Below are 22,463 nucleotides of genomic sequence, written 5' to 3'. Positions count from 1 at the left end.
AGCAGAAGGAGATGGAGTTATGTCCATACAAGCATCGGCAAACGGGAAGCAACAGGAACGGTTCGAAGGCGTGCATGCGCTGCTGCTCACCCCTTTTGCGCCGAGCAAAGAGATCGATTGGAGTCTGTACGACCGCTACGTGGATTGGCAGCTGTCCCATGAGCCTCATGCGCTGTTCGCCGTCTGCGGCAGCAGCGAGATGGAATGCCTGACGCTGCAGGAACGTCTGGAGCTGGCCCGCCGCGCCGCCGCGAGAGCGGGGCGCACGCCGGTGGTAGCGACCGGCAACGTGCAGGCTGACCCGGATGAACATGCGGAGGAACTGCAGCGCATGGCCGAGACCGGGGTCTCCGGCATCGTGCTGATTCCACCGGGCTCGATGGGAGAAGACCAGAGCAGGCTCGAGTATTATTTCGCCCGGTTGGCGGAGCAGTCGCCGCTGCCGGTCTTTTTGTACGAATGTCCGCTAGCTTCCCCGCGGTTTGTAGAGGCGGCTGTGTACGGGCGCCTCGTGTCGCAGCACGGAGTTGCGGGCATTAAGGATACGACCTGCACACCCGAAGGCATTCGAGCGAAAATTGAAAGCGCTACCGGGGGAATCGTGTTCCAGGCGAATATGTCCTATCTGACGGATGCGGTGCGCGGGGGTGCAAGGGGAATTATGGCTACGACCTCGGCGGCGGCGGCCGACGTGCTGCTCGCTTACTGGCGGGCGGAACAGGCCGGGGATACGGAAGAGGCGGACCGGCTGCACGAGCTGCTAGTCTTCCTCGACGGCGTGCTCGGCAAAGGGTATCCGGCGACGGCCAAATATTTGGCTTCCTTGCGGGGCGTTCCGTTGGAGCCGCTTACACGGAAAGGGAAAAGCGCCAACGAATCGGCCAAACGGGGAATGGCGGTATGGCTGAGAGCGGCGGAGCGGATCATGAAGGAAACGTAAACCGAGGCTAAAATTTACAAGGGATTAACATGCATTCCAGCCATTCTCGTACTATAATTTAATCATTAAGGAAAGTTTGAGGGCTAAGCTTGCACGCGGCGCTCATGCGCCTGTGGCAAGCGGCTTGCTCCGGATAAAGAATGTCGATCTTCGCCGATATCGCTAAACGAAGGTATACATTCTTTAACGAGTAAGAAAATGGGCCGGGGTACATCTAGGATCAGGAATTAAGTTTTCAAGAAGGAAGAAATATCCCGAGTTTGCTTGTTGGGGGGAGTGTCATGCTCAAGGTGCTTCGCAAAAACTTGGTAACCCTGTTGGCGGCCGCCCTGCTCATCGCAGCGTTCGTCTGGTGGTACCAATCCCGGGGATTTAGCGATACGGCGATGGCCGGCGTGCCGGAATACGGTGATGTGGACCAGCGCTCGATTCTCGCCGAGGGCGATATCGGCTCCAGGCTGGAGCCTTCGTATCTGGCTTATTACCAGAAAACCGGCGATGACGGAGCGAAGGATACGAAAGGCCACCAGATCGTCGTGAAGGGGGCCGATTATACCGCGATCAGCGGCTCCGGGGCTTCCCGGCAGCGCGATCCGGAAGGACGCAGAGGAGACGTGGCCGCTCTGACCGCGGAAGGCGGCTGGGTGGAGTACGAGGTGGATATCCCTGAGTCCGGATTTTATCAGATGGGCATTCTGTATTACGCGATGAAGGAAAAAGGAGCGTCCATCCAGCGCAGCGTCCGGATCGACGGCGAATATCCGTTCTTCCAGTCGAAGCGGATCGTGTTCCAGCGGATGTGGAAGGAAGCGGCTCCGACCCGGTTCGACGAGATGGGCAACGAGTTCAATCCGAAGCAAGAGGAAGTATTCGGCTGGCAGTACCGGGAATTCCGCGATCCGGAAGCGCGGGCGGAGGAACCGTTCCGCTATTACCTGACCAAGGGCAAGCACAAAATCCGGATCGAGCATACCCGCGAGTCGGCTGCGATCGGCGAGCTTCGCGTATTTTCGCCGGTTGTTATCCCGACCTATGCGGAGGTGCTGGAAACTTACAAACAGCGGAGCTACAAGGAAATCAGCAACAGCCTGATCAAAGTGCAGGCGGAAGACGCCAAGCTGAAGTCCGATCCGACGCTGCGCCGCAAAGATAACCGCGAGCCGGCGACCGAGCCGTTCAACCGGAGCGCCACGCTGCTGAATACGATCGGGGGAAGCTCCTGGCGTGACGGCGGACAGTGGATCGAATGGGAGATCGAAGTGCCGGAATCGGGCCTGTATCAGATTGGCTCACGGTTTCTCGCTTCCTGGCTGAATGAAATTCCGGTTCAGCGGACCGTAACGATTGACGGGGTAGTACCCTTCAAGGAAATGAACGCCGTCGACTTCCCGTATTCCCAGCGGTGGCAGGTGAGCGGATTGGGCGGGGGCGACACTCCTTATCTGTATTACTTGGAGAAGGGCAAGCACAATCTCCGCATGGAAGTGCAGGTCGGCCAGCTCGGTCAAGTGTTCGAGCGGATTCAGGACGTCTCGCAGCGGCTGTCTTACTTGAGCCGGGAAATCATCATGGTCATCGGAACGAATCCCGATCCGAACCGGGAATGGGAGCTCGAGCGGAATATTCCGAACCTGGTGCCGCGGCTTCATCTGATGGCGCTTGATCTGCAGAAGGCGATTGAGAGCATGTACGAGATGGGAACCGAGAAAGGCAGTCCGGAGCTCGCCTCGATCGCCACCGCCCGCGACCTGTTCGTCGATCTGGCGGCGAATACCGACAGCATCGCGAGCCGGTCCGACAAGTTGTCCGACACACAGTCGCAGCTGAGCGGCTGGATTACGTCGATGAACAAGCAAAGGCTTCAGCTCGACTACCTGATCGTGAAATCGCCGGACCAGCCTTGGCCGAAAGCGACGGCAGGCCTCGCGACGAAGCTCGGTGTCGGCATGTACGACTTCTTCACCTCGTTCACCAAAGATTACCGGAGTATCGGGATCACCGGCGGAGAAGATGAGGGAGAGCCGCTGAAAGTATGGGTCGCCCGCGGCCGCGACTGGGCGCAAATTATTAAGCAGATGGCCGACGAAGATTTTACGACCGCTACCGGCATCAACGTCGATATCAACGTCATCCCGGCCGGCGCGATGAATCTGCTGATGCTCGCTGTTACTTCCGGGAAGGCGCCGGACGTCGCTCTCGGGGTCGAGCCGGTCATCCCGATCGATTTCGCGCTGCGGGACGGCTTGAAGAACTTAAGCGATTACCCTGACTATCAGGAAGTGGCGAACCGCTTCCGCCCGGGGGCGCTCATTCCTTACCGGTTCCAGGGCGGCAACTACGCTCTGCCGGAAAACCAGAACTTCTCGATGATGTTTTACCGCAAAGACATCCTGCAGGAGCTCGGCATTACGAAAATTCCGCAAACGTGGCAGGAAGTCATGGACATCATCCCGACGCTGCAGCGCCACGGGATGGACTTCTTCTACTCCCACAGCACGGCCGGCGCGATAAGCGAATTCGCTCCTTTCCTGTTCCAGCAGGGAGGGGACTTCTACCGCGAAGGCGGGAAGTCGTCCGCGCTGGACTCGGCCGAGGCGCTGGCGGCGATGAAGATGTGGACGGGGTTATATACGAACTACAAGATCAGCAAGGAAGCAAGTTTCTATAACCGGTTCCGCTCCGGGGAGATGCCGATCGGCGTAGCCGACTACTCCACATACGTGCAGCTCATGACCGCGGCTCCGGAACTGACGGGCTGGTGGGAGATGCTGCCGATGCCGGGGATTCAGCGTCCGGACGGCAAGATCGACCGGTCGGTTGGCGGCGCTTCGCAGACGGGAATCATTTTCAAAAACACGAAAAAGTCTCAGGAAGCATGGGAGTTTCTGAAATGGTGGGTCAGCGCGCCGGTGCAAGAGCGGTTCGGAACCGAACTGGAAGCGCTGATGGGCGTCGAAGCCCGCTGGAATACAGCCAACGTCGAGGCGCTGATGAACTTGCCTTGGCCGCAAAAAGATATCGAAGCGATCCTCGAGCAGTGGGAATGGTTCCGGGAAAGAGAAATCGTGCCCGGCGACTACTTGACTACCCGGTATGTCAACAACATCTGGAACGAGATCGTGCTTAAAGGGAAAAACGTCCGCGAAGCGATGGAGGACGGCGTGAAGGAAGTCAATCGCGAGCTGAAGAAAAAACGCGAAGAATTCGGGCTCGACCGGGAGACGGTCGGCATGCGAACCGATAAGGAGGTGGGGAGCCGATGAGCGAAGCCATAACTCGCCAGGCGGTAGAGAAGACGAAAAAGACGAAGGCCCAAGCGGGCGCAAATCCGGGCCTGTGGACGCGCATCGTCCGCCACCGCACCTCCTTTCTGTTCCTGTCGCCGTTTTTTATCCTGTTCTTCATCTTTACGGTCGTACCGGTATTCACCGCAGTGTTCCTCAGCATGACCTACTATAACATTCTGGAGCCGCCCCGCTGGATCGGATTGACCAATTACCGCAATCTGTTCCTTGACGACGACATCTTCCTGAAGGCCATCGCCAATACGCTGATGTTCGCCGTATTTACAGGGCCGATCGGGTACTTCATGTCCTTCATTCTGGCTTGGCTGATCAGTCAGATTCCGCAGAAATACCGGTTTTTGTATACGCTGTGCTTTTATACGCCGGCGATTACAAGCTCGATCGCGATGTCCGTCGTCTGGCTGTACTTGTTTTCCGGCGACCGGTACGGGCTGATCAACTATTGGCTGATCAAGCTCGGGGTCCTCACCGAACCGTTCATCTGGCTGCAGGACGTCCAGACGATATTGCCGGTCATCATCCTAGTATCTCTGTGGATGAGCATGGGGACAGGGTTCCTCGCATTCCTCGCCGGACTCGCCAACGTGCCGCGCGATCTGTACGAAGCGGGAGTCATCGACGGGGTGCGGTACCGCTGGCAGGAGCTGTGGTACATCACGCTCCCTTCGATGAAGCCGATGCTGCTGTTCGGAGCGGTCATCACGGTCGTTAACGCGCTGCAGGTGTCCGAGATCAGCGCACAGCTAGCCGGCTCTCCGAGTACGTTGTACGCGGGGCATATGATTTTGAACCATCTCGACGACTACGCGTTCGTACGGTTCGATATGGGATACGCCTCGGCGATTGCCGTCGTGCTGTTCCTGATGATGGTCGGCCTGAACCGATTCATCTTTAATATACTCGGGGAAAGGGATTGATCGGATGTCCAGCCGCGCTGCGCTGATCAAGGGGGGCAGGTTCGATTGGAGCGGGATGATCCTGTACTCCGTCATGACCGTGTTCGCCCTGCTGATGGTGATGCCGCTTATTTACTTGATTACAACGGCGTTTAAGCCGCTGTCCGAACTGTTTTTGTTTCCGCCGCGATTTTTCGTTATGAATCCGACGATGCGCAATTTTTTCGACTTGTTCGCGGCCACGGAAGCTTCTGTCGTTCCGTTCTCGCGTTACGTCTTCAACAGCTTGTTCGTCGCGATTGCCATCGTGGCTGCCGGCGTATTCATCAGCGCGATGGCGGCTTATCCGCTCAGCAAGCATAAGACGATGCCTTTTCGCGAGCCGCTGTTCAAGCTGATCGTGCTGGCGCTGATGTTCGCCCCGCAGGTGACGCAAATTCCGCAGTATATCATCATGTCGCGGAGCGGCACGATGGATACGTACTTCGCGCTCATCTTGCCCGGGCTGGCCGCGCCGATGGGACTGTTCCTGATGAAGCAGTATCTCGATTCCGTCCCCGACGCGCTGCTCGAAGCGGCCCGGATGGACGGCGCGGGAGAATGGCGGACGTTCATCTATGTCGTCATGCCGATGCTGATGCCGGCGGTGGCGACGATGACGCTGCTGACCTTTATCGGCGCCTGGAACAACGCCGGTCCGGCGATGCTGTACACGACGACGGATCAGATGAAAACCTTGCCCTACGCGATCGGAACGATCAGCGGAGGGGCGGGATCGGTAGCCAGGGTAGGCGCGCTGGCGGCCGCAAGTTTGCTCATGATCATCCCGACGCTGGTCATGTTTATCGTCACCCAACGAAGAGTGATGGAGACGATGGCTCATTCCGGGATCAAAGCATAGGAGGGATCACTTTGAAGATGAGCCGAACCGTCGCGCTCATACTCGCTGCAGTTTTGCTCTCCGTCCTGGCTGCGCCGTCAGCTTACGCCGTGACTCCTTACAGCGGGTACGTGTACGACCATAAAGACAATCCGGTCCCATCCTTGAACGGATACGTATATTTGGATTCCATCGACGGATACGACGGGCAGTCCGGTCCGTTCAAGGCGCCGCAGCATTTATTCGTCGCGGCGGACGACTCCTTGTACGTCGTCGACTCGGGCAACAACCGTGTCGTCCATCTGTCCGGCGACAACCGCCTGCTCCGGGTGTTCGGTACGGACGAAGGGGAAGGAAAGCTGAACAGTCCGAAAGGGGTATTCGTCACCGATGACGGAACCGTTTATGTAGCGGATACGAAAAACAGCCGGATCGCCGTCTTCGATCCCGCAGGCAAGTTCGTGCGGGATTACCGCGATCCGAAAAACCCGCTGCTCGGCGACAAATTCCAGTTCGTCCCCTCCAAGCTCGTCGTCGATAAGCGCGGCTATATGTTCGTCGTCGTTGACGGTTTGTATCAGGGGCTGATGCAGCTCGACCCGAACGGGGAGTTCGCCGGTTTCTTCGGAGCGAACCACGTGCCCTTCAGTGTGACGCGAATCATTACGAGATTGATTGCGACGAAAGAGCAAAAAGCGCAAATGGCTACGGAGAAGCCGCCCGAGTTCTCCAACCTGTTTCAAGACCGGGACGGCTTCATCTATACGACGACGCTCGGCATCGACACGCTGCAGGCGAAACGGCTGAGCGCCGTGGGCGTCGACACGCTGAACGCCCAGGAATCGGCCTTAGGCCGCTACGGCGACACCCGCTTCCGCGTCATCACGGACAGCAAAGGCAAGCAGCAGGAGCGCAAGCATGTGTTCGTCAGCGTAACGGTCGATAACCAGGGATTCATTACGGTGCTCGACCAGATGACCGGCAAGGCGTTCCAGTACGACAGCCTAGGCAATCTGCTCTTCGTGTTCGGCGGGATCGGATCGCAGGACGGCCTGATGATTACGCCTTCCAGCATCGCCGTTAACTCCAGGGGCGTCATCTATATCGCCGACGAGACGCGAAACCGGATCGACCGTTTCCGCACGACCGAATTCGGCGATCTCGTTCACCGGGCGTCGGTCCTGTACTCGGACGGTCTGTACGAGCAATCGAAGGAACCGTGGATGGATGTGCTGAAGCGCAACAGCAACTACAATTTGGCGTACTTGGCGATCGGCAAGGCGTTATACAAGCAGGAACAGTACAAGGAAGCGATGGAATACTTCAAAACCGCGCGCTCCTACAGGGAATATTCGCTCGCTTACCTGGAGCACCGCAAAAACTATATGCGCGAACACTTTGTATGGTTTGTCGCCGGAGTGATCCTGTTCGCCGTCGTCTTCCGGATGTTCCTCGGCTGGCGCCGCCGCCGGAAGGTGCGGATGAATCAACAGTTTTATGCGGTCCGGCGGACGGAAGGAGGCGCGCCATGAGCTTTTTGAATATGACCAAACAAGTGCTCGCGCACCCGATCGATTTCTACAACGATTTGCAGGAACCGGGACGGGCGCGAATCCGCGACGGCATCCTGATGATCGCCCTCGTGATCGCCTTCCGGATGATCTCCCTGCTGTTATCGAGCATTTTGTACCAGCAGCGCGAGGCATTCGAGATCTCGTTCGTGACCGAAGCCGTCTCGATTATTGTGCTGTGGTTGACATGGTCCGTCTCCAACTGGGGGGTCAGCACGATTCAGGACGGAGAAGGGCGGTTCAAGGAGATTCTGGTCGGCAGCGCTTACGCTCTGGCGCCATACGCCCTGCTGATCATCCCGATCTCGCTGCTGACGAACGTGATGACGCTTCAGGAGATGCCCGTTTACGTCTTTCTGAGCGGATTCCTGTTCGTATGGGTCGCTTTTCTGCTCATTATGAAGGTGAAGATCATCCATGATTTTACGCTGTATAAACTGATCTTTATTCTGCTTCTGACCATCGTCGGCATGCTGATCATCTGGTTCATCTTCATCATGATTTACGGGCTCGTCAATCAGGCGTTCAATTTCGTGTTCGGCATCGTAAAAGAGCTGAATCTGAGGATGTAGAGGAGGGGGAGGGTATGTTAAAACGAATTGCGCGGATCTGCTTTCATACGATCCTGATTGGCACACTGCTCGGAGCCGCTCTCTCCTACGACTATAAATTGACGCAGGAAGCCAAAAGAGCCAAGGCAGCGCGCGACGCGGGAGTGAAAACGGAAAAAGAGACGTTTTTGAACAGTTGTACGAATACGAACGACGAAGGACCGATTCAAATGGTCGGCCTGGACGGCCGCTCCAGCAAGGAAATTAAAAAAGTGGCGAGCAACGGGAGCCTGGCGATGTACTACGACGAGAGCAAGGGGATGGTTTACCTCGAATCCCCGGCGACTGGCAAGCGCTGGTACACATACCCGGAAAATCAGGAAGGAATCGCGAGCCATCAGAAGCCGATCGTGGAAAATCCGGTGACGCTCCGCTATACGCAAGGAACATCGGCTTCCCCGACCTACCCGTTCAAGGAAGCCGGGACGCTTACTCCGGCGCTGATCGACGGCGGGGTACGGGTGAACTACAAGCTGATCTCGCTTGGCATCAGTTTTGCCATGGAATACAAGCTGACCCCGGACGGCTTCGAAGTGAACGTCCCGTTCGATTCAATCGTCGAGGAGAACAAGTGTAAAGTGGTCAGTATCGAACCGCTGCCTTACTTCGGTTCGGGACATCCGAGCGAGAACGGTTTCGTGTTTTATCCGGACGGAGCCGGCGCGCTGATGGAGTTCAAGAAAGAGCATCTGGAATACTACGATCAGTTTTACCAATCGATTTACGGCGGCGACGAGGCGTTCGACAGCCAGACGAAAAGCGTCGTCACGAAAAATCCGAAGGAAGACATTTACTCCGATCCGCAGGAACGGGTGGCGCTGCCCGTCTTCGGCATCAAGCGCGGCGACCAGGGCTTCGTCGGCATCGTTACGGAAGGCGAACACGACGCGAATATTATCGCCGCTCCTTCCGGCTACCAGAACGTAGACATCTACCGCTCGTCGGTCGAATTCACGTACCGGAGCAGTGACAGCATATTCATCGGGGATTCCGGCGAAGTTCCGTTCTTCCAGGGCACGATGCTGGAAGGCGAGCGCAAAGTCCGGTACGTGCTGCTCGAAGGAGACAAAAGCGGATACGTGGGCATGGCGCAAGCGTACCGCGACCACTTGATCAAAGACAAAGGCGTGAAGCCGGTCCGTCAGGAGCAGCTTCCGCTGCGGCTTCATCTGGTCGGCGGCGTCGTCCGCGACGAGATTATCGGCAGCACCTATATCGGGATGACGACGTTTGCGCAGGCCAAGGAAACGATCGACCGTTTCGCCGCCCAAGGCGTGAACCGGCTGGAGCTGGTGCTGGAAGGCTGGTCTGACGGGGGCGTGTACGGCAAGCAGCCGCAGCATTTCCCGGTAGCCGGCAAGCTTGGCGGCGACGACGGACTTACGAGTCTGATCGAATACGCCAAATCCAAACAAATTCCGGTGTATCTGGATGCGAACTATGTGTTGCCTTTCGCCCCCAAAGGCGACTACCGGGCGTCGCGGGACGCGATCTACGGGATGAAGCGGGAAGTGCTGACGTTTTACGATCCGCATCCGGCCACCCTTCAGGTGAAGCGGGGAACTTCGTACCATATGCTCAATCCGGGCGTAGCCGTGAACGACTACTTGAAGCCGGAGCTTGCCCGGTATGCCGGGCTGGACGTCAGCGGACTGCGGCTGAACTATATGGGCGAGAAGCTGTACAGCGATCTGCGGGTATCGTCGCCGATGTACCGCAAGCAGACGATCGGGCTGTGGCAGGAGGCGATGGAGCTTACCCGGAAGCAGCTCGGCAGCGTAGCGGTAACCGGTGGCAACGCGTATACGTTCGGGTTCGCCGACCGGATTGATGGGGCTCCGGCCGATTCGAGCCACTACACGTACGAGGACGCCACTGTACCGTTTTACCAGATTGCGCTGCACGGCCTGATCCCGTATTCCTCGGAAGCCGGAAACCTGCGCGAAGATCCGAAGAAGTCGTTTCTGCGTATGGTCGAATACGGAGCCGTGCCGAAATATCAGCTGACGCATGAAAACTCCTCCAAGCTGAAACGGACGCCGATGGACGGCTTGTTCAGCTCGGATGCGGACACTTGGCTCGAACCTGCGGCCGAAGAATACCGCAAGGCGGCGGAAGCGTTAAACAAAGTCGTGGATGCGACGATTACAGGGCATGAGCGCGTCATGCAGGACGTATACCGGACGACTTACAGCAACGGGGTAACCATCGTCGTCAACTACGGGCAGCTGTCCCGGACCGTGAACGGTGTTACGGTCAGTCCCGGCGGGTTTTCCGTCGTACAGGGAGGGAGCGGACGATGAAAACAAAGCTGCGACTGTCGCTGCGTACGCGGACGATGTTTGAAGGATACGCCTTCGTATCGTTATGGGTGATCGGGTTCGCCGTCTTTATGGCGATGCCCCTCATCGAATCGATCATCTATTCGTTTCAGGATTTGAAGCTGACCGGAGGGAAGCTCGCTTCCACTCCGGTAGGCCTCAAGCATTACCGCCACGCCTTCACGGTCGACGTCGACTTGCTGCCGACGCTGCAGACGACGATGGTGAAGATGATCGTGCACGTGCCGCTGATCCTCATCTTCTCGATGTTCAGCGCGCTGCTGCTCAATCGACCGATGAAGGGGCGGGTCTTCTTCCGGGGCGTCTTCTTCCTGCCGGTCATTATCGCTACCGGCCAGACGCTGTCGACGCTGACGAAGCAGGGGGCGGCGACGCTGCCGATCTTCCAGCAGGCCGGGCTTAAGGAGACGCTGGCCGAATACATCCCACTGCAGCTGCTGAACCCGCTGCTGACGATGATGGATTCGCTCACCCTCGTCATGTGGGGCGCGGGCGTGCCGATCCTGATCCTGCTCGCCGGGCTGCAGACCGTATCGCCTGCGCTGTACGAAGCGGCGAAGTGCGACGGAGCGACCGGGTGGGAGAGCTTCTGGAAGATTACGTTCCCGATGCTCATGCCGATGCTGTTCATCAGCACCTTGTTCTCGATCGTCGACTCGTTCACCTCGGTGACGAACGAGATGATGCGGTTTATTTACGAGCTGATCTTCAATAAGTTCAACTTCGCTTACGGCGCGGCCGTCGGCTGGATCTACTCCATCTGCATATTCGTCATCATCGGCATCGTGTTTTTCCTGTTCCGCAATACTACGGCACTGTCGCAGGAAAGGAGGTAGCGTCAATGAAGGAAGCGCAGGTCACTCTTGCCTACAAAAAGAAATCGCCCGGTTGGACGCAATCCGCCTTGCCGCTCTGGAAGACGTCGGGAGCACGCCGGACTGCGGACATCACGACCGGGGTGTTCCATTACGTGATCATCCTCAGCTTATCGTTCGTCTTCCTGTATCCGGTGCTGTTCATGATCAGTCAGTCGCTGATGACGGCGCGGGATGCGGCCGACGGCACGGTACAGTGGATTCCGAAAGGAATCAGCTTCGAGAACTTCGCCTTCGCCTTCCGGGGCATGGGGTTTATGGAACATTTCATCAACAGCATCATCTTGTCCGTCGGCGGCGCCTTGCTTCATCTGGTGGGCTGCTCGATCGCGGGTTACGGGTTCGCGCGTTACCGGTTCCCGGGTTATACGGTGCTGATCGTGCTGCTGCTGTTCACCTTTCTCGTGCCGCCGCAAGCGATCGTCGTCCCGCTGTACTTGTTGTTCAGCCGGCTGAACTGGCTGAATACGTACAGTCCGCTGCTCATTCCGAACTTGTTCGGGCACGGGCTGCGCGGCGCCTTGTTCGTCATGGTGTTCATGCAGTTTTTCCGCGGCTTGCCGCATCAGATGGAAGAAGCGGCGCGCATCGACGGCGCGGGGGCGTTCCGCACGTTCCTGTCGATCATGCTGCCGATGGCGAAGCCGGCCATCCTCGTCGTGTTCCTGTTCTCGATCGTCTGGCACTGGAACGATTCGTACTTTCCCGATCTGTACTTGAAGAAGACGAATACGTTCACGCTGAATCAGATGCTGGGCAACTTCCGGGAGTCCAACTTCGGTCAGCAGAAAGAGGCGATTTCCGAGAGCGGCGACGCGAAGGACGGAATCGGGCAGCTGCCGACGAACCATGAGAAGATGATGGCGGGCGCGCTTATGACGATTCTGCCGATTCTGATCTTGTATCTGTACACGCAGAGGTATTTCGTGGAAAGTGTCGAGAGGACCGGAATAGCCGGCGAATAACCGGTATCGAGAGGGGGGATGCGCGGCGGCGAACAAGCCGCAATTCGCTTGAGAGGTTCATTCATAAGCGGGTCTGTGTCATGAAGCAAACGTGGGTCTAGTAATGCAAGCCAGGGGTACTGAATGGGTTAGGAACTATACGGTGAAGGAGCGAAAAAAATGAAGCGTTTTGTTTTGCTCTCGGCGATCGCACTGCTTGCGATCGGATTAAGCGGCTGCGGAGGCAAGGACGAGGAGCTCGGGAACGTTGGCAAGGATAACCCGGAGGCCGCGAAGGATATTAAAGGAGATTTGCTCGTGTGGGGATCTTCCGCCGGCGATACCGTAAATGAGCTGTTTCAGAAAAAATATCCGAACGTCAAGCTTATTCTCGATACACCGAGCAAGCACGAGGATGCCACCATCGTTGCTCTGGCCGCAGGCAGCGGCGCACCGGACGTCGTCGAATTGTCGCAGGCCCATTACTGGAAATTCCGGACGGTCGACGGCCTTGAGAATTTGCTGGCGGCTCCGTACAATGCCGTCGATCTGAGAAAAGATTTCGTCGACGGTGCCTGGAAGATGTCGACGACGCTTGACGGCAAGAAGCTGTTCGGCATTCCGTGGCGGTATACGCCTTACGTCATGTTTTATCGCGCTGATATATTCGAGCAGAACGGTTTCCCTTCCGATCCGAAGGAAGTCGGAAAGTATGTTTCCGATCCGGAGCAGTTTTTCAGCATGGCGATGAAAATGAGAAGCAAAGGACATTATTTCTTCCGCAGCCTGGGTAATATGTCCACGTTTACCGTCGGCGACACGTTCTTCAATAGCAAGATGGAATATATCCGCAATACCGAGTCTTACGTCAAATCGCTCGATTATCTCAAGCGCGCCAACCAACTGCAGCTCGTCTTCAGCGGAACGAAAGAGGAAACGGATCAGGCGGTCAACAACGGACGTCTCGTCGCTTACTTCGGAGGGCTCTACCGCGTCTCCACGTTCCAGGACGGCTCGAAGTCGGAAGCTTACGGCAAATGGAAAGTGACGACGACTCCATTCGGCCAAGTGTACGGGCAAGGGTATGGCACCTACTCGATCCCTTCTCAAAGCAAAAACAAGGAAGCGGCTTGGGAATATATCAAGTTCATTACGATGGGCGAAGAAGCTTTGAAGGAAAACCTGAAAACGGCGCAAATCTCGCCATACCGTCCGTCGTGGAATTTGCCCGAGTTCAAGGACACGAAAGATCCGGCGTTCGGCGGTCAGAACACGCTGGCGTTCGGCGCCTCGATTATGGACGGCATGAAGTACGAACCGATGGTCAAGGCGGACGACAGCGCATCGGACGTCTGGGATGAGATCGTAGACGAAGGGCTGAAGAAAAATATGGATTCCCGGGCTCTGATGCAGCAAGCCCAGGAAGCGATCGAGAAAAAGCTGGCGGCGGAAATTGCCGAGATGAAAAAATTTGTTGCGAAATAAGCGCAGTGTCGGCGGAAACTTGATTATCGTTTTATCCCAAACTCGTAAAGGGGAGCGAGAACGATGCATGGAGTTAAGCGAATGAAGCTGATCGCAAGCTTGTTGTTCATCTCATTAACGGTCAGCGCGTGCGGAGGGTCGGGCGGTTCGGAGAAAACGCCCGCGGACGAGGCGAAGGCGGCTGTCGCCAAAAAGGAGCTGTCCGGTACGCTAGTCGTCTGGGGCGATAGTCCGGCTGTCTCTGAAGCGTTCATGAAATTGCACCCGAATGTGAAAATCGAATCCAGCGCTCCGAAGGAGCATGTCGACGCCGTCGTCGTCGCGCTGGCCGCAGGCAACGGAGCGCCCGATGTGGCGCGCGTGTGGGAAGCCCATCTGTGGAAGTTCGGGACGGCCAGCGGGCTGGAAGATTTGTATGCACCGCCGTACAACGCCAAGGAACTGGAGAAGGACTTCCTGCCGGCGGCATGGAACTTGTCCAAATCGATGGACGAGAAACGGCTGATCGGCCTTCCGTACACGTATTCTCCTTATGTCATGCTGTACCGGAACGACATTTTCGAGCAGAACGGCTTCCCGAGCAAGCCTGACGAGGTGAGCAAGTTCGTCTCCGATCCGGAAAATTTCTTCGACATGGCGAAGAAGTTAAGACAGAAAGGTCACTACATGTTCAGACGGCTGAGCGAAGTGACGGACATCGCCGCTCCGCATACGAGCTTCTACGATCGCTCGATGAAATATCTCCGCAACGGGGACACATACGTCAAAGCGATCGATTTCGCCAAGCGTGCCGCACAGCTCGATCTCGCCTTTACCGCTTCGAAAGAAGAGACGGACCAAGCGCTCAACAGCGGCAAGCTGATCACGTATTTCAACCTGCTTGGCTCGCTGGGCAGCTTTTATGAAAAAGGCGGCAACAAAGCGGACAATTTCGGGAATTGGCGGTTGGCGCAGCTGCCGCTCGGCTCGGCAAAAGGCTGGGGCTTCGACGTCTACGTCATTCCGTCGCAAGGCAAAAACAAGGAAGCGGCATGGGAATACGCGAAGTTTGCTGCTATGTCCGAGGTTGCGACCGAGGAATATGTGAAGTCGCTGCGCTTGTCCCCGTATATGCCGTCCTGGGAACTGCCGGCCGTGAAAAACAATTCGATCGCCGGGTTCGGCGGACAAAATGCGGCCGCTTTCGGAGTCGAAGCGATCAAGAAGTCGCAAATGTCGCCGCGCACTCCCGCCTATGCGGACGCCTCCAAGATCTGGGCGGAAATGCTGGAGGAAGGCATTAAGAAAAACCAGGATTCCCGCGCCATCTTGACGCAAATCGAGGAAACGATGGAACGGCAGCTGAACGGCCTGAAGGCGGACATTCAGAAATCGCTCGGCACCAAGTAACAGATAAAGGAGGAGAGAGCAGCTGTGGGGAAATTGAAAATCGGCATTATCGGCGGCGGAGGCATCGCTCAGGCGGCGCATATCGCCAACTACAAAAAACACGCCGACCGGGTTGAGCTCGTAGCGATCGCCGACGTTAACGAGCAGACGCTAAGGTATAACGCCGAGGCGCACGGATTCGCCCATACGTTTACCGATTACAACGAGATGTTCGCGCAGGTGGAGCTCGACGCGGTCAGTGTCTGCACCCCGAACAAGTTCCATGCACCGGCCGCCATCGCGGCGCTCCGCGCGGGCTGCCATGTGCTGTGCGAGAAGCCGCCGGCGATGACCGCCGCGGAGGCGGTCGAGATGGAGCTTGCCGCGGAAGCGTCCGGCAAAATACTCGCTTACGGATTTAACAACCGGTATAAGGGTAGGGCGCAGTATATCAAACGTTTTATCGACAACGGGGAGATTGGCGACATCTATGCGGGGCGGGTTACGGCCATGCGCCGCAACGGGATTCCCGGAGGCGTGTTCGTCAACAAAGAGCTGCAGGGCGGCGGTCCGTTGATCGATATCGGCGTTCATATGCTCGATCTGGCTTTATGGTACATGAACTTTCCAAAGCCGGTGCAGGTCATGGGGGCTACGTACCAGGAGCTCGGCACCAAACCGTTCGAGACGGTTCCCACGCCGTGGGATTACCGGAACTACACGGTGGAGGACTTGGCTATGGGCATGGTCCGCTTCGAGAACGGAGCGACTCTCCTGATCGAGTCAAGCTTTATCGTGCATATGCCGAACCATACGAACAACACTGTTCTGCTGCACGGGACGAAAGGGGGCTGCGATTTCAAGACCGGAGCCGTCTTCCAGAACAAATTCGGCACCGTCGTGGATATTACGGCTCCGAAGCTGCCCGATCCCGATTCGCATCAGCTTCAGCTCGAAGCGTTTATCGATGCGCTGGAAGGCAAGGGCGAGATGCTGTCGACCCCTCGTCAAGGCGTCATCGTCCAACAAATCTTGGAAGCTCTCTACCGTTCGGCGGAGACGGGGGAAGCGGTGAACGTGTAATGGAGCTGTTTATTATCCGACACGGTCAATCCGTTGGCAATACGTGCAAGGAGGATATGCCCGACTGCGACTTGACGGAGCTGGGCTTGCGGCAGGCCGAGTATGTGGCGGAGTGCATGAAGGGAGCGGACCTGACGCATATCGTCTCCAGTCCGCTCGTGCGCGCGCTGCAGACGGCGCAGCCGCTGGCCCGGTCCAGCGGCTTGCAGATCCGGGTATGGATCGACGCTTACGAGGTGCGCGACCGCGGTCTGTATCGCGGCCCAACGGCGCAGGAGCTGGAGCGTGCGTACCCGGGGATCGTTATCGAGGACGAGGTGGAGCCGGACGGCTGGCTGTATGCCGGCGACGAGACGCCGGAGATGGGCCACCGGCGGGCGCTGGCCGTGCTCGGGCGTCTGCGCCGCGAGTTCCCGGGAGACGAACGGGTCGCGCTGTTCGCCCACGGCGGGTTCAACCGGTTTCTGCTGCGCGCCGCGCTCGGGCTCGATCACCAAAGCGCCGTCCGCTTCGAGGAAAGCAACGGCAGCATCTACTGGCTGAGCTTGCAGGAGACGGAGATCGTCGTCAGGTATGTCGGGGGACCGTGGCCTTTATTTACGCAGGAGGGCCCTGCGGCTACCAAGGTGTGAAGCGTGCGGGGAATAGCTGGAATGAAGCCGGGAACCGGCCGCTCGGGTGGTGTTGCCGCCCGGCCGGCCGGCCGGTTATATGTGGACGGACGTGCGGCACCGGCCTGCAAGCGGCCGATGCGGGGAAGAGAGGGAGAACGATTGAAGGCACTCGTCTTATCTGACGTACATGCCAATATTTATGCCCTTGAAGCCGTATGGAGCAAGGAGAACGACAGCGATATCGTCTATTGCGCCGGTGATTTGGTCGATTACGGACCTTTTCCGGGAGAAGTGATCGCCTGGATGCGCGAACATAATGCCGTATGCGTGCAAGGGAATCACGACCGCAAAGTCGCCGCGCTGTATCGCCGGCCGGATCAGCTGAAGGATACGCCGGACGGGGAATGGAAATGGAAGCACGATAACGCCGGCAAGCTGGGCGAGGACGACATCACGTTTTTGGAGCGGCTTCCGGAATCGGTCTCCTTTTGGATGGACGGTTTCGGTTATCGGATGCAGCATCTGTACTACAAATACGAGACGATCGAAAGCTTGCATCAGTTTGACGAATACTGGCGGTCGCATGCGGAAGAGAAGGTACGGGAAGCGGAGCACCGGCGGCTGATCTTCGGTCATACGCACCGGAGAGCCGTTCATTATCTTGGCGACCGGGAGCTGTGGCTGAACCCGGGCAGCGTGTCTTACCGGAGGAAGGACGATCCGTCCAAGGACGCCCACTATATGACGATCACGGACGGCCGCATCGAGATGAAAAGCGTCGAATACGATCGTTCCCCGCTGCTGGCGGCAACGAAGGCGACGCGGCTCTGCGCGGGCGAGCTGGAGGCGGGATTGCGGTTTTTCGGGTGATCCGGAGCGGGTTGTTGGCTGGTGGATTGCGATTGTTGGAGTATTCCGGGGCGAGTTGCGGGCTGGATTGTGATGGATCTAGGGGGCCGGACTGCCAGGGTCGAATGGGGAGGCCGGGCTGCCCAGCAGGACATATTGAGTTGTATCGTCGAGTAACAACATGGTTAGCCATAGGAGTTGGAGCATCGAATCGTACCATGATTTTCAGAAGAATTGAAGTATAAATTGCAGAATGATTTGTAGCATGAATTGCAGGATGAATCGCGGCATGAATTGTACAGCGAATTGAAGAATGAATCGCAAAATTAATTGTAGATTGAACTGCCTTCGCAGAATGAATTGCTGAGTGAATTGCTTTCGCAAAATGAATCGCAGAATAAATTGCTTTCGCAAAATGAAATGTAAAGTGAACTGCACCAGCTGTTGCAATAACTAAATTGGAATAGCGATCTGCTACCATGAATTGCACATCGATGCACCTTTATTGATCATCCTCCCGGCAGCCGCATTATGACCCTACACCACCACGATACGGGGCACTTCCTATTGAATAATCGAGGAGATTATCCTTTTTCTTTTTCAAGTGGGTTAATTGGTTTGGTGTCGATCGGCACGATAGATTCGAAAATAGTTTAGTAGACGGGGAGGCCGTTATGGATTTATTTCTGATTCGCCACGGGCAGTCGATCGGCAATACCGTTTCTTACGATATGGCTGACGGAGAACTGACCGAGCTCGGCCGCAGTCAGGCCGAAAAAGTAAGAGCAGGCATGGAAGGAGCCGGTCTGACGCATATCGTCTCCAGCCCGCTGATGCGCGCGATTGAGACGGCGCAGCCGCTGGCACGGACGACCGGGCTGCCAATCCGCGTCTGGATTGAGACGTTCGAAGTGCGTTCCAAAGGGGAGTACCGGGGACCCTCCGAGCAGGAGCTGAAACGGATGTACCCGGAAGTTGATCTCGAAGACGAGGTGGAGCCCGAGGGATGGTATTGCGCGGGCAATGAGGACGAAGCGATGGGCCACGACCGGGCGTTGCGCATCCTGGAGCGGCTTCGCCGGGAGTTCCCGGGCGACGAGCGGGTGGCGCTGTTTTCGCACAGCGGGTTTAACCGCCGGTTGTTGTGCGCGGCGCTCGGCCTCGACCATCGCAGCGACGTCCGTTTCCTGCAAAGCAACGGGACGATGTACTGGCTGCACTTCGGCGAACAGGGGCTTGATCTGAGGTACATCGGCGATTTCCAACCGCTTTTCTCCAAGTGAGCGCTAAGGCAGGGCGCGGCTGAGCAGGACGTCCATGGAATAAGAGCTTCTAGCACCTCTTATTTCGGCCTCAAACGCAGATTTTGGTGGGATAAGAGCTTTTAGCAGCTCTTATTATGCCGGTATGGGCGGGAATCGCGGGAAGTCGAGGAAATAAGAGCTTCCAGCATATCTTATTTCGGGCTCGAACGCGGATTTGGGAGTAATAAGAGTCTCAAACGTCTTCTATTACGCCGAATGGGGCAGGAAGTACGCCAATTTTGGGTGTATGGGGCTACTGGAAGTATGTCAATTTGGGTTTTTGGGTATATAGGGCCGTTGGAAGTATGCCAAGTTTGGGCAGGATTGGTTAGTTGATTAGTTAGCTGGTTGGTTAGTTGAGGGGATAAGAGTCTCTAGCACGTCTTATAATTGGCCCCGAACGCGGATTTTGAGGAAATAGGAGTCTTTATGCAGCTCTTATAACGCCGGTTTGGGTCGGAATCGTGAGAAGTCGAGGAAATAAGAGCTTCCAGCATATCTTATTTCGGGCTCGAATGCGGATTTGGAAGTAATAAGAGTCTCAAACGTCCCCTATTACGCCGAATGGAGCAGGAAGTACGCCAAGTTTTGGGTGAATGGGGCAGGAAGTACGCTAATTTAGGTGTATGGGCCGCTGGAAGTATGCTGGATTATGGATGTGCGGGGATGCGGAAGTACGCCAAGTTTGCGCCAAGGACGGCGAGAATCGTTCGCGTGCGAACCCGAACCCGTATCCAAATCCGAATCCGAATCCGAACCCGAACCCGAACCCGAACCCGAACCCGAACCCGAACCCGAACCCGAACCCGAACCCGAACCCGAATCCGCAGCGGGACGACTATTACCGAATGTTACCTGGAAATGTACTCGACACGCTTCAGCATTAGAGGAATCGAGCTGTTGTTTGCGATCATTAGTTTACATATTCATTCCCGGAGGAGGCGTAAGATGAATAATCAGGCTAGGGCGACCTTTTTGCTGGGCCGCTACCCCCAATTGGAGCGAACGTTGTATACGACCCGGCAAGGGCTGCCTTCGGATGAAGCGAATACCGTAGCGCTGGCAGACGGTACCGTATGGGCCGGGACGTCTGCCGGTCTCGCCAGGCTGAGCGGCGACGGTTGGGAGGCGGTCGACGGCGGCCGCGAGGATGGCCCTCCGGCGGGAGAAGCGGTCTCGATGCTGTTTGCGGACCGCGAAGGGAGCTTGTGGGTGTCGGCTGGAGACGCGCTGTATCGCTTACGGCGAGGGAAGTGGAGCCAGGACGGACCGGATGGCCGGGTTGTCGCGATGACGCAGGACGACGACGGCGCCTATTGGGCGGCGACGCCGGAAGCGCTGTACCGCTCCGGGACGAAAAGCTGGGAGCGGATAGCGGCGTTCGGCCGTGCGCAGGTGCGGGACATTGCCGTCTTCGGTCAGGGCAACGTTTACGCGTCGACCGATTCGGGGCTGTTCGCCCTTTCCGGCAAGCGGCCGCACTGGTTTAAGATGGAGGCCAGAGACGGCGGCATCGATACCGACGACCTGCGCGGCCTGTCCGCCGACAAGTGGGGCCATCTGTGGATCGCCTCCGATAAAGGCATATGCATCCACGACAATACGGATTTGTTTTACAAGCTGGACGGCTCCAAAGGTCTCGCCTACGAAGACGTGCGCGTCATCGTCCGGGGCGGGGACGGAGCGCGGTGGTTCGGCACGTCACGCGGGGCGATCCGGCTGCTAGACGGGCAGATGCGCTATTTCGCCTCCAAACGATGGCTGCCTCACGACGAGGTCCGTGCCATCGCCCTGGAGCCTGACGGGACGGCCTGGTTTGCCACGGCCGGCGGCGTCGGCCGTATCGCAGCGCGCTGGATGACGCTCGAAGAGAAGGCGGACCATATCGATCGGATGGTCGAGCGGTACGAGACCCGTTACGACTATGTCACCCGGCGCGGCTTGAAGGAAGAGGGCAATATCGAAAGCGGCAGCGTCCGGATCTCCGACAACGACGGGTTGTGGACGTCCGATTACGTAGCGGCCCAAAGCTACCGTTACGCCGTAACCGGCGACGAGCGCGCGAAGGCGAAGGCGAAGCGCTCCATGCACGCGGTGATGCGTCTGCTGGCGGTTACCGGCAGGCCGGGATTTTTTGCCCGCTCGATCTGCCACCGGACGGAAGCGCAGTTTGGCAAGCACCGGGAAAATCCCGAATGGCGCCTGTCGCCGGACGGTGAATGGGAATGGAAGGGAGACACGTCGAGCGACGAGCTTACCGGACATTTTTACGCGTATTCGATCTATTACGATCTGGTTGCGGACGAAGACGACAAGCGGCTGATCCGGGAAAGCGTCCGGGCGATTATGGATCACGTGCTCGAACACGACTACTGCCTGACCGATGTGGACGGTTTGCCGACGACCTGGGCGGTATGGACGCCGGAGAAATTGAACCGCGACGCGAAATGGCTCGACCAGCGCGGAATCAACTCGCTGCAACTGCTTTCGTTTTTGAAGACGGCTTCGCATGTAACGGGCGACGAAAAGTACGAGCGGACTTACCGCGAATTGGTTACCCGTTATCATTACGGCATGAACACGCTGGAGCAAAAACGGACCTACCTCGGCGAAGCGAGCAGCATCGACGACAATCTCGGCTTCCATGCGTACGTTCCGCTGCTCCTGTACGAGACCGATCCGGACCTGCGGGCTTTGTATATGATGAGTCTGGAGCACCATTGGCAGTTCGAGCGGCGGGAACGGTCCCCGTTCTGGAACTCGGTGTACGGCGGGTTGACCGGGAAAGCGTGCGATATCGAAAACGCGGTGCAGACGCTGGCGGAGATGCCGCTCGACATGATCCACTGGAAGGTCGTCAACAGCCACCGGGCCGATATCCGGTTCCATCCGGAGCTGCAGCGCCACGGCTACAAGCTGCTGAGCGAGCCGCTGCCGTACGAGGAACGTCCGATGCACCGCTGGGACAAAACGCCTTATATTTGCGACGCAGGCGACGGACATTTGCTGGAGGACGGAACCGTTTATTTGCACCCGTACTGGTTGGCGCGGTATTTCAAGCTTATCGACGAATCGCCGAAGCCGGTCGAAACGGCGCCTGAGCAAAGCGAGCCGGCTCCCGTACACTCGCAGCAGGAACACGAGACGGAGGCAGCAAGATAACCCGAGCCCGCTTCAGGGCGGCTATACGGATGAAGCGGTCGGAACATCGCAAGCGGACCGGCGGCAAGGGAATTATCATGGGCGGGCCAAAAGCCAAAAGCCAAAAACCAAAAGCCAAAAACCAAAAGCCAAAAACCAAAAGCCAAAAACCAAAAGCCAAAAACCAAAAGCCAAAAACCAAAAGCCAAAAACCAAAAGCCAAAAACCAAAAGCCAAAAACCAAAAGCCAAAAAC

18 protein-coding genes are annotated in these 22,463 nt (G+C 57.3%); all 18 read left to right on the top strand.

Features of this window, described 5'->3' with window-relative positions; all coding sequences use genetic code 11:
• Nucleotides 1-19: 19 nt before the first annotated feature.
• Nucleotides 20-940: a dihydrodipicolinate synthase family protein gene (locus AC3Y2E_RS16165; RefSeq protein WP_379212045.1), complete on the top strand. Its 921-nt coding sequence runs from the start codon at nt 20-22 to the stop codon at nt 938-940.
• A gap of 281 nt (nt 941-1,221) precedes the next feature.
• Nucleotides 1,222-4,203, top strand: coding sequence for an extracellular solute-binding protein (locus AC3Y2E_RS16160; protein ID WP_379212042.1), 2,982 nt, complete (start codon nt 1,222-1,224; stop codon nt 4,201-4,203).
• On the top strand, nt 4,200-5,162 hold the full coding sequence (locus AC3Y2E_RS16155; protein ID WP_379212040.1) for a carbohydrate ABC transporter permease: 963 nt from the start codon (nt 4,200-4,202) through the stop codon (nt 5,160-5,162). Before AC3Y2E_RS16160 ends, AC3Y2E_RS16155 begins: the two co-directional genes overlap by 4 nt.
• 4 nt (nt 5,163-5,166) lie before the next feature.
• Nucleotides 5,167-6,042 carry a carbohydrate ABC transporter permease gene (locus AC3Y2E_RS16150; RefSeq protein WP_379212037.1) on the top strand — a complete coding sequence of 292 codons (876 nt, stop codon included), beginning with the start codon at nt 5,167-5,169 and terminating at the stop codon, nt 6,040-6,042.
• Nucleotides 6,043-6,059: 17 nt separating this feature from the next.
• Nucleotides 6,060-7,553, top strand: a complete 1,494-nt coding sequence (locus AC3Y2E_RS16145) for a hypothetical protein (RefSeq protein ID WP_379212035.1) — start codon at nt 6,060-6,062, stop codon at nt 7,551-7,553.
• On the top strand, nt 7,550-8,164 hold the full coding sequence (locus AC3Y2E_RS16140) for a YIP1 family protein (RefSeq protein ID WP_379212033.1): 615 nt from the start codon (nt 7,550-7,552) through the stop codon (nt 8,162-8,164). Before AC3Y2E_RS16145 ends, AC3Y2E_RS16140 begins: the two co-directional genes overlap by 4 nt.
• Before the next feature lie 14 nt (nt 8,165-8,178).
• The gene (locus AC3Y2E_RS16135) at nt 8,179-10,506 is read left to right on the top strand and encodes a DUF5696 domain-containing protein (RefSeq protein WP_379212031.1); all 2,328 of its coding nucleotides are present in this window, start codon (nt 8,179-8,181) and stop codon (nt 10,504-10,506) included.
• Nucleotides 10,503-11,381, top strand: coding sequence for a carbohydrate ABC transporter permease (locus AC3Y2E_RS16130; protein ID WP_379212028.1), 879 nt, complete (start codon nt 10,503-10,505; stop codon nt 11,379-11,381). Before AC3Y2E_RS16135 ends, AC3Y2E_RS16130 begins: the two co-directional genes overlap by 4 nt.
• Nucleotides 11,382-11,386: 5 nt before the next feature.
• Complete coding sequence (locus tag AC3Y2E_RS16125; RefSeq protein WP_190925605.1) at nt 11,387-12,385, top strand: carbohydrate ABC transporter permease; 999 nt, start codon at nt 11,387-11,389, stop codon at nt 12,383-12,385.
• A 159-nt stretch (nt 12,386-12,544) separates the two neighbouring features.
• The gene (locus tag AC3Y2E_RS16120) at nt 12,545-13,849 is read left to right on the top strand and encodes an ABC transporter substrate-binding protein (RefSeq protein ID WP_190925603.1); all 1,305 of its coding nucleotides are present in this window, start codon (nt 12,545-12,547) and stop codon (nt 13,847-13,849) included.
• A 63-nt stretch (nt 13,850-13,912) separates the two neighbouring features.
• Nucleotides 13,913-15,238 (top strand): ABC transporter substrate-binding protein, encoded by a 1,326-nt coding sequence (locus AC3Y2E_RS16115; protein WP_379212025.1) that lies wholly within the window; start codon nt 13,913-13,915, stop codon nt 15,236-15,238.
• A 24-nt stretch (nt 15,239-15,262) separates the two neighbouring features.
• Nucleotides 15,263-16,300 carry a Gfo/Idh/MocA family protein gene (locus AC3Y2E_RS16110; RefSeq protein WP_379212023.1) on the top strand — a complete coding sequence of 346 codons (1,038 nt, stop codon included), beginning with the start codon at nt 15,263-15,265 and terminating at the stop codon, nt 16,298-16,300.
• Entirely contained in the window at nt 16,300-16,932 is a 633-nt protein-coding gene (locus tag AC3Y2E_RS16105) for a histidine phosphatase family protein (protein ID WP_379212021.1), read from the top strand. Before AC3Y2E_RS16110 ends, AC3Y2E_RS16105 begins: the two co-directional genes overlap by 1 nt.
• A 21-nt stretch (nt 16,933-16,953) precedes the next feature.
• Nucleotides 16,954-17,784: a metallophosphoesterase family protein gene (locus tag AC3Y2E_RS16100; RefSeq protein WP_379212018.1), complete on the top strand. Its 831-nt coding sequence runs from the start codon at nt 16,954-16,956 to the stop codon at nt 17,782-17,784.
• Nucleotides 17,785-18,437: 653 nt separating this feature from the next.
• Nucleotides 18,438-19,046, top strand: a complete 609-nt coding sequence (locus AC3Y2E_RS16095; protein WP_379212016.1) for a histidine phosphatase family protein — start codon at nt 18,438-18,440, stop codon at nt 19,044-19,046.
• Nucleotides 19,047-19,693: 647 nt separating this feature from the next.
• Nucleotides 19,694-19,954: a hypothetical protein gene (locus AC3Y2E_RS16090; RefSeq protein ID WP_379212014.1), complete on the top strand. Its 261-nt coding sequence runs from the start codon at nt 19,694-19,696 to the stop codon at nt 19,952-19,954.
• Nucleotides 19,955-20,015: 61 nt separating this feature from the next.
• Nucleotides 20,016-22,229 carry a ligand-binding sensor domain-containing protein gene (locus tag AC3Y2E_RS16085; RefSeq protein ID WP_379212012.1) on the top strand — a complete coding sequence of 738 codons (2,214 nt, stop codon included), beginning with the start codon at nt 20,016-20,018 and terminating at the stop codon, nt 22,227-22,229.
• 29 nt (nt 22,230-22,258) lie between these two features.
• On the top strand, nt 22,259-22,463 hold a 205-nt coding region (locus AC3Y2E_RS16080), incomplete at its 3' end, for a hypothetical protein (RefSeq protein WP_379212010.1).

It is taken from the genome of Paenibacillus sp. MAH-35 (assembly GCF_058135425.1).
The sequence above is the reverse complement of the archived record's forward strand: the minus strand, read 5'-3'. Positions and strand labels throughout refer to the sequence as shown.